Origin of the sequence: Salipiger sp. (assembly GCF_048261495.1) — a bacterium.
GTDB lineage: Bacteria > Pseudomonadota > Alphaproteobacteria > Rhodobacterales > Rhodobacteraceae > Salipiger.
The window spans coordinates 200,340-214,766 of sequence record NZ_JBLXFX010000006.1; the positions used below are offsets into that span (position 1 = coordinate 200,340).

The 14,427-nt window shown below is 66.5% G+C and carries 15 protein-coding genes and 1 tRNA gene; 2 read left to right on the plus strand and 14 right to left on the minus strand.

The window, feature by feature from the left end; translation table 11 throughout:
* Positions 1-4: 4 nt before the first annotated feature.
* The gene (locus ACN0RJ_RS14140) at positions 5-865 is read right to left on the minus strand and encodes an N-formylglutamate amidohydrolase (protein ID WP_417720370.1); all 861 of its coding nucleotides are present in this window, start codon (positions 863-865) and stop codon (positions 5-7) included.
* A gap of 145 nt (positions 866-1,010) precedes the next feature.
* Between ACN0RJ_RS14140 and ACN0RJ_RS14145 the strand changes: the two genes are divergently transcribed.
* Both ACN0RJ_RS14145 and ykgO read left to right on the plus strand, forming a co-directional pair.
* Positions 1,011-1,085: transfer RNA gene (locus ACN0RJ_RS14145), tRNA-Val, on the plus strand.
* 89 nt (positions 1,086-1,174) lie between these two features.
* Positions 1,175-1,300: a type B 50S ribosomal protein L36 gene (ykgO, locus tag ACN0RJ_RS14150; RefSeq protein WP_008884645.1), complete on the plus strand. Its 126-nt coding sequence runs from the start codon at positions 1,175-1,177 to the stop codon at positions 1,298-1,300.
* Positions 1,301-1,414: 114 nt separating this feature from the next.
* Here the strand turns inward: ykgO and ACN0RJ_RS14155 are convergent, their stop codons facing one another.
* The 13 genes from ACN0RJ_RS14155 to ACN0RJ_RS14215 all read right to left on the minus strand — a co-directional run bounded on the left by ACN0RJ_RS14155 (position 1,415) and on the right by ACN0RJ_RS14215 (position 14,414).
* Entirely contained in the window at positions 1,415-2,077 is a 663-nt protein-coding gene (locus ACN0RJ_RS14155) for a phosphoribosylanthranilate isomerase (protein WP_417724680.1), read from the minus strand.
* Between the two features lie 105 nt (positions 2,078-2,182).
* Entirely contained in the window at positions 2,183-2,533 is a 351-nt protein-coding gene (locus ACN0RJ_RS14160) for a LapA family protein (protein WP_417720368.1), read from the minus strand.
* Between the two features lie 11 nt (positions 2,534-2,544).
* Positions 2,545-2,826 (minus strand): integration host factor subunit beta, encoded by a 282-nt coding sequence (gene ihfB / locus ACN0RJ_RS14165; RefSeq protein WP_417720502.1) that lies wholly within the window; start codon positions 2,824-2,826, stop codon positions 2,545-2,547.
* Between the two features lie 257 nt (positions 2,827-3,083).
* Positions 3,084-3,674: a VPLPA-CTERM sorting domain-containing protein gene (locus ACN0RJ_RS14170; protein WP_417724681.1), complete on the minus strand. Its 591-nt coding sequence runs from the start codon at positions 3,672-3,674 to the stop codon at positions 3,084-3,086.
* A 151-nt stretch (positions 3,675-3,825) separates the two neighbouring features.
* On the minus strand, positions 3,826-5,502 hold the full coding sequence (gene rpsA, locus ACN0RJ_RS14175) for a 30S ribosomal protein S1 (RefSeq protein ID WP_417720366.1): 1,677 nt from the start codon (positions 5,500-5,502) through the stop codon (positions 3,826-3,828).
* 255 nt (positions 5,503-5,757) lie between these two features.
* A complete protein-coding gene (locus tag ACN0RJ_RS14180; protein WP_417724682.1) occupies positions 5,758-6,756 on the minus strand; it encodes an aldo/keto reductase in 999 nt (332 codons plus the stop codon).
* Positions 6,757-6,769: 13 nt separating this feature from the next.
* A complete protein-coding gene (locus ACN0RJ_RS14185) occupies positions 6,770-7,393 on the minus strand; it encodes a (d)CMP kinase (RefSeq protein WP_417720364.1) in 624 nt (207 codons plus the stop codon).
* Positions 7,394-7,447: 54 nt separating this feature from the next.
* Entirely contained in the window at positions 7,448-7,954 is a 507-nt protein-coding gene (locus ACN0RJ_RS14190; RefSeq protein ID WP_417720363.1) for a hypothetical protein, read from the minus strand.
* On the minus strand, positions 7,951-9,297 hold the full coding sequence (gene aroA / locus ACN0RJ_RS14195) for a 3-phosphoshikimate 1-carboxyvinyltransferase (RefSeq protein ID WP_417720362.1): 1,347 nt from the start codon (positions 9,295-9,297) through the stop codon (positions 7,951-7,953). Before aroA ends, ACN0RJ_RS14190 begins: the two co-directional genes overlap by 4 nt.
* Positions 9,298-9,393: 96 nt before the next feature.
* Positions 9,394-10,107 carry a tRNA (guanine(46)-N(7))-methyltransferase TrmB gene (gene trmB / locus ACN0RJ_RS14200; protein WP_417720361.1) on the minus strand — a complete coding sequence of 238 codons (714 nt, stop codon included), beginning with the start codon at positions 10,105-10,107 and terminating at the stop codon, positions 9,394-9,396.
* Positions 10,108-10,174: 67 nt separating this feature from the next.
* A complete protein-coding gene (locus ACN0RJ_RS14205; protein ID WP_417720360.1) occupies positions 10,175-11,425 on the minus strand; it encodes a PAS domain-containing protein in 1,251 nt (416 codons plus the stop codon).
* 111 nt (positions 11,426-11,536) lie between these two features.
* Complete coding sequence (locus ACN0RJ_RS14210) at positions 11,537-12,727, minus strand: ABC transporter permease (RefSeq protein WP_417720359.1); 1,191 nt, start codon at positions 12,725-12,727, stop codon at positions 11,537-11,539.
* 4 nt (positions 12,728-12,731) lie between these two features.
* On the minus strand, positions 12,732-14,414 hold the full coding sequence (locus tag ACN0RJ_RS14215; RefSeq protein ID WP_417724683.1) for an ABC transporter permease: 1,683 nt from the start codon (positions 14,412-14,414) through the stop codon (positions 12,732-12,734).
* Positions 14,415-14,427 lie beyond the last annotated feature (13 nt).

Genomic DNA, 14,427 nt, shown 5'->3' on the forward strand with positions numbered 1-14,427 from the left:
CGCCCTATTCCGCCGCGAGCGGCTGTTCCCGGTGCCCGATCGCCGAAATCTCGGCGATCACCGCGCGCAACCTGCGGCGAACGGCATGGAACTCCTCGCTCGGGCGAATCGACTTCTCGTCCATGTAGAGCGCCCGGTCGATCTCGATCTGCACCGCGTGCTGGCGGCGCGACGGGCGCCCGTAATGCTGGGTGGTAAAGGCCCCGGCAAAGGGCGTGTTGCGCATCACCGCGAACCCGGCGCGGGCAAAGGTCGACTCCACCCGCTCGACGATCGCCGAGGTCGCAGAAGCGCCGAAGCGATCCCCGATGACGATTTCCGGCCGCCGCCCGGACGACCGTCCGACGCTCTCCACCGCCTCGTGCGGCATGGAGTGGCAGTCGATCAGGATCGCCTCGCCGAACTGCGCGACGGCCTTGTCGAGCAACCCCTGAAGCCGCGCATGATAGGGCCGCCAGTAGAGGGCGATGCGGCGCTCGGCCTCGGCCATCGGCAGCTTTCCGCGATAGATCTCCCGCCCGTTCGCCACGACCCGCGGCACGACCCCCAGACCGCTCGCCACGCGGGGATTGTGCCCGCTGCGACGCACACCCTCGATCAGCGCCGGGTCGAGCTCGTCCGCCGCCCGGTTGAGGTCGATGAACGCCCGCGGTGCCCCGGCCCGCAGCAGCGGCGCCCCGAACTGCGGTGCGCAATCGAACAGCCGGTCGACAAAGGCATCCTCCGAAGACCGGATGGAATGCTCGTCCAGAACCGTGTTGCGCAGGAAGCTCCAGGGGTAATCCCGCCCGGAATGCGGCGATGCGAAGACCACGCACGAGGTTGCGACATCCGGCAGATCGAGATGATAGGCAACTTTCGGCATGGGGGCTCCTTCCCCGATAACATAGCGCGAAAATATTGCTGTCCAAAAGCCCTTGATCCCGCTTCCGACTCCTTTTATAGCACCCGTCACCGGCGCGGATCTCCGCGCCCCTTGCTTGTCGGGGGGACGGGTCGCACGGGACTGTGGGCGGTTAGCTCAGCGGTAGAGCACTACGTTGACATCGTAGGGGCCACTGGTTCGAACCCAGTACCGCCCACCATCGAATTCGAACCGTCGCGATGGCTCCGGCCCCGTGGCAGACCGCAACCGTCTGGCGCTCGCGCGCCGCGAACAAGAGGGGAGACCACCATGAAGGTCGCAAACTCGCTCCGCTCGCTCAAACAGCGCCACCGCGACTGCCGCGTTGTGCGTCGCAAGGGCCGCGTTTACGTGATCAACAAGACCCAGCGCCGTTTCAAGGCCCGCCAGGGCTGAAACCGCAGGGTCCCGACGGACCATGTTGCAAAGGCCACCCCTCGCGGGTGGCCTTTTGCATTGCCCGATCCTGCTCCGTACAGCCGTAGCACGGTCTAAAATGCCCCGCCCGGTTCAGAGCCGCGGCACCGCCCCGGCCTCCGACGCCGCCGCCACGAAATCCCGGATGAGCCCGCCATCCTTCCGCCCCGGCGCCGTCTCCACCCCGGAGGACACGTCGACCTGCCGCGCCCCGGTCATCGCCACCGCGCGCGCCACGTTCTCCGGCGTCAGCCCGCCCGCCAGCATCCAGGGCACCGGCCAGCGCCGTCCCGCGATCAGCCGCCAGTCGAAGGCAAGCCCGTTGCCCCCCGGCAGCACTGCCCCCTTCGGGGCCTTGGCATCGACCAGCAGTTGATCCGCCACCCGGCCGTATTCCAGCAGCGCCGGCAGATCCGCCTCCGAGGCCACCCCGACCGCCTTCATCACCGGCAACCCGTAACGCGCGCGCACCTCGGCCACCCGCGCCACGCTCTCCCTGCCGTGCAGTTGCAGCATGTCCAGCGGCACCGCCCCGACGATCTCGTCCAGCAGCGCGTCCTCTGCATCCACCACCAGCGCCACCTTTGCCAGCCCCGGAGGCGCCCCGAGCGCCAGTTCCCGCGCCACCGCCGGTGTCACCGACCGCGGGCTCGCCGGAAAGAACACGAAGCCCGCATAGCGCGCGCCCGCCGCCGCAACGGCGGCGACGTCCTCGGGCCGCGTCAGCCCGCAGATCTTCACTCGAATGTCATGCATCAGCCGATCCCACCACGCCCCGGATTTCTTCTGGCGTCAAATATCCCGGGGTGAATGACGCCGGAGGCGGCAGAGGGGCTGGCCCCTCACGCCCTGCCGGATCGCTCAGGCGCTCTGGTCGAGAATCGCCAGAACCTCGTCCTTGTCCTTGTCGCGCTCGGCCTGGGTCTTGCGCAGCTCGCGGGAGAGCTTGCGCACCTCCGCACGATTCTCCGACGCCGCGGCGCGGTGCTTGTGCTCGCGCAGCCATTCCCAGACGAAGCCGATCAGCAGACCGGCCACGATGCCCGCGAAGAACACCAGGAAGACCGGCACCGACACCGACCACTGGAATTCCAGCAACGCGGCAAGATCCGCCGGCAGAAGATGCAGGGCGACCAGATCGCGGTTGGCCAGCGCGATGGCGATCAGGACAACGGCAAGGGCACCCCAAAAGGCATAACGGATGTAACGCATGTCGTGTCTTCTTACTTTCCGTTGAGGCGATCGCGCAGCAGCTTGCCGGTCTTGAAGAACGGCACGTGCTTCTCTTCCACCTCGACCGCGTCGCCGGTCCGGGGGTTTCTCCCCAGCCGCGCGTCCCGCTTCTTCACGGAAAACGCGCCGAACCCGCGCAGCTCGACACGGTCGCCCCGTGACATGGCGTTGGTGATTTCCTCGAAGATCGTGTTCACGATCCGCTCGACGTCGCGTTGGTAGAGATGCGGATTCTCATCCGCTATTTTCTGGATCAATTCCGACCTGATCATCCTCACTCATCCCCCTGAGGCGTCTTGGCGCGCTTCGGTGTTGTACGACTATACGGCGAGACTCGCCAAACGGAAACCGGCCTGTCGGGAAAAAAACTGATCGCTGGCAGCACATTGGGGGCCTCTCCGCCCCGATCCGGCAGGTTCCCGCGCAGCCCGGCGGACCGTCCCGGGCTTTCCGGGGCCGCGTCCGGCACCCGCCCGCGCCCGATTCGAGCCGCGCCGCGCGGGCGCGCGTCCTCCCGCCCGCCGGGGACTCAGCCGCGGCGGCGGCGCAGCCCCGCCAGCCCGCCGAGGCCGAGAAGCAGCACCAGCCCGGAGGCGGGCAGCGGCACGTCCGGGATCTCGCGCACGAGAAAGACCCCCACGCCCGAGATGCCCGAGGTCGGCGCCAGCCAGCCGGAGGCGTTCAGTCCGGTGTAGATCTGCGCCTCGGGCGTCGCGGTATCCGCGTCCCGCATGGCGACGAAGGGATCGTTGTAATAGGTCCCGCCGTGCCCCAGCACCTGCCCCTGCACCGCATAGGACGACACGCCGTCCACGGTGCGGCCCAGCAGCGAGATGAGCGCCTCCGCGGCGGCATTCAGCGTCGCGGAGCGGACCGAGAACACGGGCAGGTCGGCATTGGCGAACAGCGACATCACCTCGTCCTGCGTCGCGACCCGGTAGGCGGCGTGATCCGTCACCGCCTCGATCGCGGAATCGCCTTCGGTTTCGGTGAGGTCGAGCCAGGCGAGACCCGAAAGCGGGTCCCAGGTTTCGAGCCCGCGATCGATCAGCGTCGAGGCGGACGCGCCCCCCGCCGTCAGGGCAAGAACGGTTGCAACAAGTCTTAGAGAAAAAATCATGACCGGGTAATCCTGAACGAGGCACAATCGAGAAGGGCAGATTGGCAGAATTTCCGACCTTCGCAATCCCGCAAATATCGGGCCCGCTCGGCCGGACATGAAAAAGGGGCCCGGAGGCCCCTTTTCGCGTTTCGTCCGCCGTTCGGCGGGATCAGCGGTCGCCCTTGAGCGCGGCGCCGAGGATGTCGCCCAGCGACGCACCCGAGTCGGAGGAACCGTACTGTTCGACGGCTTCCTTCTCTTCGGCGATCTCGCGTGCCTTGATCGACAGACCCAGACGACGGGTCTTGGAGTCGATGTTGGTGACGCGCACGTCGAGGTGGTTGCCCACCGAGAAGCGCTCGGGGCGCTGGTCGGCACGGTCACGGGCGAGGTCGGAACGGCGGATGAAGGACTTCATGCCTTCGTATTCCACTTCGATGCCGCCGTCCTCGATCGCCGTCACTTCGACGGTGATGATCGAACCGCGCTTCACGCCGCCCACGGCATCAGCGAACTTGTCGCCGCCCAGAGCCTTGATCGAGAGCGAGATACGCTCCTTGTCGGTGTCGACTTCGGTGACGACCGCCTGAACGATGTCGCCCTTGCGGTATTCCTGGATGGCTTCTTCGCCACGCTGGTCCCAGGACAGGTCCGAAAGGTGAACCATGCCGTCGATCTCGCCTTCGAGGCCGATGAACAGACCGAATTCGGTGATGTTCTTGACTTCGCCTTCGACCGGGGTGCCCTCGGGGTGCGTTTCCGCGAACACTTCCCACGGGTTGCGCATGGTCTGCTTGAGACCGAGCGAAACGCGACGCTTGGCGGCGTCGATTTCCAGCACCATGACGTCGACTTCCTGCGAGGTCGACACGATCTTGCCGGGGTGCACGTTCTTCTTGGTCCAGGACATCTCGGAGACGTGGACCAGACCTTCGACACCGGGCTCCAGCTCGACGAACGCGCCGTAGTCGGTGATGTTGGTGACGCGACCCTGATGCACCGAGCCCAGCGGGAACTTGGCGGCAACCAGATCCCACGGATCTTCCTGGAGCTGCTTCATGCCCAGGGAAATACGGTGGGTGTCCTTGTTGATCTTGATGACCTGGACCTTCACGGTCTCGCCGATCGACAGGATCTCCGAGGGGTGGTTGACGCGGCGCCATGCCATGTCGGTGACGTGCAGCAGGCCGTCGACACCGCCCAGGTCAACGAACGCACCGTATTCGGTGATGTTCTTGACCACGCCGTCGACCGTCTGGCCTTCGGTGAGGTTCGAGATGACCTCGGCGCGCTGTTCGGCGCGGCTCTCTTCGAGGATCGCACGGCGCGAGACAACGATGTTGCCGCGACGACGGTCCATCTTGAGGATCTGGAACGGCTGCTTGAGACCCATGAGCGGGCCGGCATCGCGCACGGGGCGCACATCGACCTGCGAACCGGGCAGGAAGGCCACGGCGCCGCCGAGATCGACGGTGAAGCCGCCCTTGACGCGGCCGAAGATCGCACCTTCGACGCGGGCGTCGTCGGCATAGGCCTTTTCGAGACGATCCCAGGCTTCTTCGCGGCGGGCCATCTCGCGCGAGATGACCGCTTCACCGCGCGCGTTCTCGGCGGAACGCAGGAACACTTCGACTTCGTCGCCGACGCTGATGTCGGGATTTTCGCCGGGGTTCGCGAATTCTTTCAGATCGACGCGGCCTTCCATCTTGTAGCCGACGTCGATGATGGCTTGTCCCGCTTCGATCGCGATGACCTTGCCTTTGACAACAGACCCTTCGTCGGGCGTGTCCATTTCGAGGCTTTCGTTAAGGAGGGCCTCGAATTCCTCCATGGTGGTATCAGCCATGTGGCGTGTATGTCCTTTTCATCTTCGGTTTTTCTGGCCGGGCGGTTGTCTCCGCCGGTCTTGCGGTTGGTCTTTCGGGCGTCTGCGTAACAAAAGAGGGCCGGTGGTCCGGCCCTGCTCGACTCTTCGTTTCGCGGCATTATTTGCCTTGCTTGACGCGCGCGATATAGCCCCGCACGGCGCGCGAAGCAAGTCAAAAGCCCTCCGGGGGCCTTTCAGGGGCGCTTCGCGCGCCGGCTCGGCCCGCCGCTGCTCTCAGCAGTAGTTCTGCGGTCCGATCCACTGTGCGGTCGAATAGCGGTCGCCGTGGGCCCAGCCGACCGGCAGGACCTCCTCGATCCGCACCATGTCGGCCTCGGTCAGCGAAAGCCCCGCCCCCTGCGCAAGTTCCGAGAAATGCTCGGTCGAGCGGGTGCCGGGGATCGGGATCACCCGGTCGCTCCGGTGCAGCAGCCATGCGATGGCAAGCGCCGCCGTCGGCACCCCCATGTCAGCCGAAAGCGACCGGAATCCCTCGGCGAGGTGCAGGTTGGCGGACAGGTTCGGTTCCACGAAGCGCGGGTTCACCGACAGGAACGGACTGCTTTCGATGATCTCGTGCGGCACGGGCGAATCCGTCAGCAAGGAGCGGCCGACCGGTGAAAACGCCACGAGCGAGATGCCGAGGGCGTCACAGGTCTGCACCAGCCCCAGTTCCGGCGCACGGGTCGAGAGCGAATACTCCGACTGGATCGCGGCGACCGGATGCTCGGCATGGGCGCGGCGCAGGGTGGCGGGGGCGATCTCGGAGAAACCGATGGCGCGGGCCTTGCCCTTGGCGACGAGCCTGCCCAGCGTGCCCGCCACCTCCTCGACCGGAATGTCGGGCTGATAGCGATGGGCATAGTAGAGATCGACGCAGTCCACCCCCAGCCGCCCGAGCGAGGCATCGAGCGCCCCCTCCAGATGCGCCGGCGAATTGTCGAAACAGCGCCGCCCCTCGGCATCCTTGGTGATGCCGCCCTTCGTGGCGATATGGACCCCGTCGCGCGCGCCCGGATTGGCCGTCAGCCACTTCCCGATCGTGGTCTCGGACCGACCCATGCCGTAGACGTTGGAGGTGTCGATATGCGTCACCCCGAGTTCCCGCGCCATGTCGAGAACGGCAAAGGAATTCGCTTCCGTCGTTTCGCCGTAGAAATCGGCAAAGGACATCGCGCCGATGCCGAGGCAGGAGACCTGCGGCCCGCCGGCCCCCATCTGTCGTTGCTTCATGCCGTCCCCCCGTTCAACCGGCGGACATGCCCTGCCGCAGGGCGTCCACCGCTGCGATGGCCGCCGCCACTGCCGCGCCGACATCCAGCGCCGACGTGTCGAGGATCACCGCATCGGCCGCCGGGCGCAAGGGCGCATCCGCCCGCGTCGCGTCGCGCTCGTCGCGTTCGCGGGTTTCGGCCAGGACGGTATCGAAATCGGTCTCGGTGCCGTTGCCCAGCAATTCCTCGAACCGCCGCCGGGCGCGGACCTCGGCGCTGGCAGTCACGAAGATCTTGGCCTCGGCCTCGGGGCAGATCACCGTCCCGATGTCGCGCCCGTCGAGAACCGCGCCGCCGTCGCGCCGGGCAAAGGCGCGCTGGAAGTCGAGCAGCGCCGCCCGCACCTCGGGGATCACCGCGACCTTGGAGGCGGCCTGCGCCACCTCGGGGCTGCGCAAGCCGTCGTCGCTCAGATCGCCCGCCATCAGCGCCCGCGCCGCTTCGATCGGTTCGACACCGTCGAGCATGCGCTTGCCGACCGCGCGATACAGCAGGCCGGTATCCAGATGCGCATAGCCGAAATGATCGGCCACCGCGCGGCTGAGCGTGCCCTTTCCAGCGGCCGCGGGGCCGTCAATCGCGATGGTAAAGGCCATGTCTTTCGTTCCCAGATCGTTCCGGCGTCTTTATGCCGTCCCCGGCGCAGGGCTTCAACCGTCGTCGGACCGGCGCCGCCCGAGACCGGCCAGCACCAGCGCGGTCACCAGGAGGAAGGCGAATTTCAGCCGGGTGAACAGGCTCGCCCATTCCGCGAGCCGGGGCGAGAAATTCTCGGCGTTGCGACGCAGCATCTCCTGCACGGTGGCGTTCTCGGCCAGGTCCGCCCCGAGATAGGCAAGCACCGGCACCAGCAACAGAAGCCGCAGCCCCCTGCGCCGCCCCCGCGTCGCCACCACGATTCCCAGCCCGGCCGCCAGCGCCGCCACCGGCGGAAAGGCGGTGTCGAGCCAGTGCATCTCGAGCAGGTAGACCGCCCGTCCGCTGCTGTCGAGTTGCCGGAGATAGGCGAGCGCCTCCTCCGGGTCATAGCCGAAGGGGCGCGCGTCGAAAGGCAGCAACCCGCCCGCCGAGGGCACCAGCACCTGCCAGGAATACCAGATCATGCAGAGCAGCAGGGCAAAGGCCAGCGCCGCGGCTATCGGGATGATCCGCCTCATGCCTCGCGCGCCAGATCCGCCCCGAGGGAAGTCATCAAGGGCTCGAAGATCGGGAAGGACGTGGCGATCGGCCCGCCGTCATCCACCCGCACCGGCTGCTGCGTGGCAAAGCCGAGCACGAGAAAGGACATGGCGATGCGGTGATCGAGCCGGCTTTGCGTGATCGCCCCGCCCGGCACGCTGCCATGACCGAGCCCGTGCACCGTCCACCAGTCCTCGCCCTCGTCCACGGTGATCCCGCAGGCCCGCAACCCCACCGCCATGGCGTCGATGCGATCGCTTTCCTTGACGCGCAATTCGCGCACGCCGGGCATGTGGGTCTTGCCCGAGGCAAAGGCCGCAACCACCGACAGCACCGGGTATTCGTCGATCATGCTCGCCGCCCGCTCCGCCGGCACCTCGATCCCCTTGAGGTCCGGAGAGAACCGCGCGCGCAGATCGGCGGCGGGCTCGCCCCCTTCTTCGCGCATGTTCTCGTAGGTCAGATCCGCGCCCATGTCGCGCAGCGTCTCGAACAACCCGGCGCGCGTGGGGTTGAGCCCGATGTTGGGCACCAGGACGTCCGAGCCCTCGGTGATGAGCGCGGCACAGACCGGGAAGGCGGCCGAGGACGGATCGCGCGGCACGGCGATGGTCTGGGGACGCAGCTCCGGGCGGCCGCGCAGGGTGATGACGCGCCCCTCCGGGGTGATCTCGGTCGAGACCTCGGCCCCGAATCCGGCCAGCATCCGCTCGGAATGGTCGCGCGTCGCCTCGCGCTCGATCACCACGGTTTCGCCCGGCGCGTTGAGACCGGCGAGCAGGACGGCGGATTTCACCTGGGCCGAGGGCACCGGCGTGGCATAGCGCACCGGAAGCGGGTTCCGCGCGCCGAGAATGGTCATCGGGAGACGGCCGCCGCTGCGCCCGTAGGCCCGCGCGCCGAACAGCGCCAGCGGGTCGGTCACCCGCGCCATCGGACGCTTGTTGAGGCTGGCATCCCCGGTGAAGGTCGCGGCGACGGGCGTCGTCGCCATAGCCCCCATGATCAGCCGCACCCCGGTGCCGGAATTGCCGCAGTCGATGACACCCTCGGGCTCGGCAAAGCCGCCGACGCCGACGCCGTGCACGTGCCAGGTGTCGCCGCGTTTCTCGACCTCTGCGCCGAAGGCCTGCATCGCCTTCGCGGTATCGAGCACGTCCTGCCCTTCGAGCAGACCCGTCACCCGGGTTTCGCCGACCGCCAGCGCGCCGAGGATCAGCGAGCGGTGCGAGATCGACTTGTCGCCCGGCACCTCGGCGACCCCGGTCAGGGGACCGGACCGGCGGGCAATCATCGGAATAGGTTCACCGTGGCTCGACATGTTTCCCCCCGTCCTTGGTCGCGGCCTGATAGCAGTGGCCGCAACTCTCGTCCATCGCCCGCGTCTTCTTCTTGTTCCAAATACGCAAATCCGGCCTCACCGCCGCCGGAACGTCAGGTAGTGCGGCACCCGCCCCTCGCGCAGGGCCTTCTGTTCGTAGCGGGTGGAATGCCAGTCATCCCAGGGCGCGCGCCAGTCCTGCGGCTGCTCCGCCAGCCATTCGAAGCCCGCGCGGGGCACCTCGACGAGGGTCTGGCGCACGTAGTCGGGAATATCCGTGGCGACGCGGAATTCCGCGCCGGGCTTCAGCACCCGCGCCAGGGGTTCGAGGTGGTCCTGCGTCACGAACCGCCGCCTGTGATGGCGTTTCTTGGGCCAGGGATCCGGGTAGAGCAGAAAGGCCTTGTCCAGCGAGGCGTCGGGCAGCACGTCGAAGAGATTGCGCACGTCCCCCGGATGCACCCTGAGGTTTTCGACACCGGCATCGCGGATCTTGCCCAGCAGCATGGCCACCCCGTTGAGGAAGGGTTCGCAGCCGATGATGCCCACCTCGGGATAGGTCGCGGCCTGGTGCACCATGTGCTCGCCGCCGCCGAACCCGATCTCGAGCCAGACCGGCCGTCCCGCGAAGAGCGCCCCGACATCCAGCGGATGACGTTCCGGGTTGACCTCCCAATCGACGGGACCGGGAGACAGGGCGTCGAGATCCTCGTCGAGGTAGGTTTCCTGCGACGGGCGCAACGTCTTGCCGCGGATGCGGCCGTAGAAATTGCGCCAGGGCGCGTCGGGGTGCTTGTTGGACGTGGTCATGGCTCGGCCATGTATCCAAACCGGCGGCGCGCGGCAATGCCGTCGCGCAAGTCGCGCGCCCCGGTGGTCAGCTCATGGCGCGCAGCATCGCGGTGTTGGACTGGATCACGGTGTTCAGTTCGACGATCTTGGCGAGGCGCGCTTCGATCTCGTCCTGGCCGGCGTCGAGCTGATCGACGATGCCCGACAGGGAATCCCCCGAACCGCTCAGCGCCGCGCTTTCGATCTTGCACATCATCCGGGTCGAGCTGAGCCCGGTCACGTAGCGCTTCATGTCGAGCACCGACCGGCCGAGCCGCGTCGCCTCGATCTCGACCACCTTCAGCGCCTCGATCGCCGCCTTGTTGTAGGAGACCGCCTCGCGCTCCAGCGTCTCGCGATCCTCGGTCAGGGCACTGATGTCCTTGGCCGCGCGCATGTCCTGCTCGAACAGGGTCGACATTTCCCGCTGCAGGGAGGCGGCACAGACAAGAAACTGCCCGCGCTGGATGGTGTTCAGCATCCGGTTGTAGGTGCTGTCGCCGCCTTCGATGAAGCCGCGCACCCAGCTTGCCATCTCGTCCAGCATGGAGCCGTAGTTGACCGAGATCGCGCTGATCGGACCACCGGCATTTTCCAGCCGGGAGGCGAGGATGCGCATGTTCATCGGCACCGTGCGGATCGCCTTGATGATCTCGGTCATGCGATCCGTCTCCTCGCGGATCTGGAGGATCGTGCGGGCCATGGTGAGAAAGCGTTGCTGGCGTTGATCCAGCGGGCGGGACACGGCGCGCGAGCGTTCCTCCATCTCGCCGGCAAGGGCGGCGGACATGAACGCCTCGTAAGAGGAATAGCCCGCCTCCTTCAGTCGCTCGACAAGGCGTTCGGAGCTCTTTTGCGGTGTCAGACCGCCGTCGCGCTCCGCCTCGCGCAGGTCCTCGTAGATCTGGATGACGGACTGGAACAGCTCGCTGTGCGGCTTGATCCGGACCGAGAGGTAGCCGCCCTCGATCGGCCAGGCGACTGCGAAGACCCAGTAGAACCGCCCGTCCTTCGTCTTGTTCTTGACGTAGGCGCCGACCTGTTTTCCGGCCTTCAGCCGGTCCCAGTAGAGCTGGAAGACGCCCTTCGGCATGTCCGGGTGGCGGACCACCTTGTGCGGCGCGCCCTTCAGCTCCTGCCAGCCGAAGCCGGAGATCCGGCGGAAGATCGAGTTGCCCTCGATGATCACGCCGCGCGGATCGGTTCGGGAATAGAAGAGATCCTTGGCATCGAATGACACTTCCCCGACGCCGCCGCTGCGTGTCTGGGCAATCATCTGCGCATCGTGTTGAGTCATCCTGGCCTCGTCCTCTGGAAACCCCGTTGCGGCAGGATGCGCGGTCCCGGTTTCCAAAACGTGAAGAGGCGCGGGTTTTCCGCGCCTCTTTTCGGAAGAATGTCGCAGGCTTCAGCCCGGGCTGAGGCCGCGCAGTCGTTCCGAGCGGCGGCGCAGGATCTCGACCGTGGTCAGCAGCAGGATCGAGATCCCCACCAGGATCGTTGCCGCGGCCAGGATGGTCGGCGAGATCTGCTCGCGCAGGCCGGTGAACATCTGCCAGGGCAGCGTCTGCAGTTCCGCAGAGCCGATGAACAGCACCACCACCACCTCGTCGAAGGAGGTGATGAAGGCGAACAGCCCGCCCGAGATCACGCCGGGCAGGATCAGCGGCATCTGCACCCGGAAGAAGGTCGTCACCGGGTCCGCGCCCATGTTCGCCGCCGCGCGGGTCAGCGAGCGGTCGAAGCCCACCAGCGTCGCGGTGACGGTGATGATGACGAAGGGAATGCCCAGCACCGCATGGGCGAGGACGACGCCCCAGTAGGTGCCGACGATACCGATCTTGGAGTAGAAGAAATACATGCCGGTGGCCGAGATGATCAGCGGCACGATCATCGGCGAGATCAGGATCGCCATGATCGCACGCTTGCCGGGCACGTGGCTCTGCGACAGGCCGATGGCCGCCAGCGTGCCCAGCGACACCGAGATGATCGTCGCGACCGGCGCGATCATCAGCGAATTCTTCACCGCGTTGGTCCATTCCGGGTTGGTCAGGAAGTCGCGGTAATGCTTCAGCGAATAGCCCTCGGGGTCGAAGCGCAGCATGGCCGGGGTGAAGGTGAAGAAATCCTCGGCGTTGAAGCTGAGCGGCATCACCACGAGGATCGGCGTGATGAGGAAGACGAAGATCGACCCGGCGATCACCACGAAGGCATAGTGCCAAAGCACCTGCCCCGCGGTCAGGTAGGGCACCAGCTTGACCCGGTAGCGCCCGAAGCCGACCCAGTAGGCGAACCAGCCGAAGAACCAGCCGAACAGCGCCCCGATCACCCCGCCCGGCAGACCGCCGAGCAGGAAGCCGATGAGGGCGAACGCCACGATCAGCGCGATGCGGACCGGCTTTTCCTGTTCCTTGGGCAGGACCGACATGACGACGAAGCCGAGCGCCGCCATCACCGCCGCGCCCAGCAGCAGCCCCAGCAGGACCGACCCGTTGGCCGCCCCCACGAAGATGCCGGCAAAGGCTCCGGCGGCGGCAAGAACCGGCAGGGTGAAGTTCAGCGGCATCTTCTTGGCGGGGGTCAGGATCACTTCGCTCATGGTCTTATCCCAGCTTCACGTTGTCGATGCCGACGATCTTGTCGTAGGCCCAGTAGAGGATGAGGACCACCGCCAGCAGGATCGCCCCCAGCGCGGCCGCGAGGCCCCAGTTCAGCGAGGACGAGATGTGGTAGGCGATCCGGTTCGAGATGAACGTGCCGGTGGTGCCGCCGACGATCTCCGGCGTGATGTAGTAGCCGATGGACAGGATGAAGACGAGGATCGAGCCCGCCCCGATCCCCGGGATCGACTGCGGGAAATACACCCTCCAGAAGGTCGTCCAGTCCGTCGCCCCCAGCGATTTCGCTGCCCGGACGTAGCTTTGCGGGATGGTCGCCATCACGGAATACATCGGCAGGATCATGAACGGCAGCAGGATGTGGGTCATCGCGACGATGGTGCCGAACTGGTTGTTGATCATGACCAGCCGGTCCGCGTCTCCCACGAGGCCGAGCCAGACCAGCACGTCGTTGATGACGCCCTGCTGTTGCAGCATCACCTTCCAGGCCGAGGTCCGCACCAGAAGCGAGGTCCAGAACGGCAGCAGGACGAGGATCATCAGCAGGTTCGCCTTGCGCGCGGGCAGGTTCGACAGAAGGTAGGCCACCGGATAGGCGAGCAGGATGCAGCTCAGCGTGATGACGAGGCTCATGTAGAGCGTCCGCTGGAACAGGAACATGTAGATCCGCTGGTTCGCCGGGCGCGGCTGGATGCCGTCCGGGGTCAGCTGCATGTCGATCGAATTCAGGAAGTACCCGGAGGTGTAATTCGGGCTGTAGAGCTTGATCGTGCGCCAGATCGGGGGTTCTCCCCAATCCTTGTCCATGTCGACAAAGCCGTCCTGAAAGCTGACGGTTTCGAAATCGGCGCTGTCGACCAGCGCATCGGCAGCCTTCAGCATCTCGGCGCGGGGGCCTGTGTAGCCGGACAGATCCGCGGTCTTCAGATCCTCGTAGAGCGCGGTATGCACCGCCGTCCAGGGCTCTTCCTTCAGCGGGCTGCGGTTTTCCTCTTCCTGCTGGTAGAGCGCAAAGATCTGGTACTCGCGCGCGGCGGTGGGCAGGATCTCTCCGATGCCCTCGCGCATCACGAATTCCGGCTGGTCCTCGCCCTTGGTCCAGGCGGACTGCTCGGCCAGCCACTCGGGATCGCCCATGATCTCGGCCCAGGGTTCGGCATCGTCCCAGGCCTTGTCGAGATCCTTGAACTGGTCCTGATAGACCTCGCCGATGTCGTCCAGCCCGCGGCCGGACTTGCGGAACAGCGACGAGGCGCCGGTGAGTTCGTAGTTCAGGCGGGAGCCGAGGCGCGTGTGCAGCTTGCGCTCCGCGGCCAGGAAAATATCGTAATAGGCGGCCTCGAAGGCGCTTTCCGGCGGCAGCCCCTGCCCGTCCCAATCGGCCAGCGCCTCGGTCGTGCGCGGCAGGGTGTCGGAAACGATCTGGTTCTCGACCGAGCGGAACAGCATGTCGCCGATGGGGGCGATGAAGCTCACGAGGACAAAGATCAGCAGCGGCGCGATCAGCAGCAGCGCCCGGATCTTCTGCGCCCGAAGCGCCCGCGCGAGGCTTTTCTTCAGCGGTCGACCGTCGGCGGCCAGCATCGGGCCCGATGTCTGCCCGGATTGTCGCAGCGCGTTGTCCGGCGTCGGTCCGTCAAATTTGTCTGGCCCCGTTGCGTCGGTCATGCTGTCCCCATCC

Bases quoted from the DNA above. Each gene is read 5' to 3' on its own strand.
- ACN0RJ_RS14160 (WP_417720368.1), bottom strand. From the start codon at position 2,533: ATGCGTTACATCCGTTATGCCTTTTGGGGTGCCCTTGCCGTTGTCCTG.
- ACN0RJ_RS14215 (WP_417724683.1), bottom strand. From the start codon at position 14,414: ATGACCGACGCAACGGGGCCAGACAAATTTGACGGACCGACGCCGGAC.
- ACN0RJ_RS14155 (WP_417724680.1), bottom strand. From the start codon at position 2,077: ATGCATGACATTCGAGTGAAGATCTGCGGGCTGACGCGGCCCGAGGAC.
- ACN0RJ_RS14205 (WP_417720360.1), bottom strand. From the start codon at position 11,425: ATGACTCAACACGATGCGCAGATGATTGCCCAGACACGCAGCGGCGGC.
- ACN0RJ_RS14140 (WP_417720370.1), bottom strand. From the start codon at position 865: ATGCCGAAAGTTGCCTATCATCTCGATCTGCCGGATGTCGCAACCTCG.
- ACN0RJ_RS14185 (WP_417720364.1), bottom strand. From the start codon at position 7,393: ATGGCCTTTACCATCGCGATTGACGGCCCCGCGGCCGCTGGAAAGGGC.
- ihfB (WP_417720502.1), bottom strand. From the start codon at position 2,826: ATGATCAGGTCGGAATTGATCCAGAAAATAGCGGATGAGAATCCGCAT.
- ACN0RJ_RS14210 (WP_417720359.1), bottom strand. From the start codon at position 12,727: ATGAGCGAAGTGATCCTGACCCCCGCCAAGAAGATGCCGCTGAACTTC.
- rpsA (WP_417720366.1), bottom strand. From the start codon at position 5,502: ATGGCTGATACCACCATGGAGGAATTCGAGGCCCTCCTTAACGAAAGC.
- ACN0RJ_RS14170 (WP_417724681.1), bottom strand. From the start codon at position 3,674: ATGATTTTTTCTCTAAGACTTGTTGCAACCGTTCTTGCCCTGACGGCG.
- ykgO (WP_008884645.1), top strand. From the start codon at position 1,175: ATGAAGGTCGCAAACTCGCTCCGCTCGCTCAAACAGCGCCACCGCGAC.
- ACN0RJ_RS14190 (WP_417720363.1), bottom strand. From the start codon at position 7,954: ATGAGGCGGATCATCCCGATAGCCGCGGCGCTGGCCTTTGCCCTGCTG.
- trmB (WP_417720361.1), bottom strand. From the start codon at position 10,107: ATGACCACGTCCAACAAGCACCCCGACGCGCCCTGGCGCAATTTCTAC.
- ACN0RJ_RS14180 (WP_417724682.1), bottom strand. From the start codon at position 6,756: ATGAAGCAACGACAGATGGGGGCCGGCGGGCCGCAGGTCTCCTGCCTC.
- aroA (WP_417720362.1), bottom strand. From the start codon at position 9,297: ATGTCGAGCCACGGTGAACCTATTCCGATGATTGCCCGCCGGTCCGGT.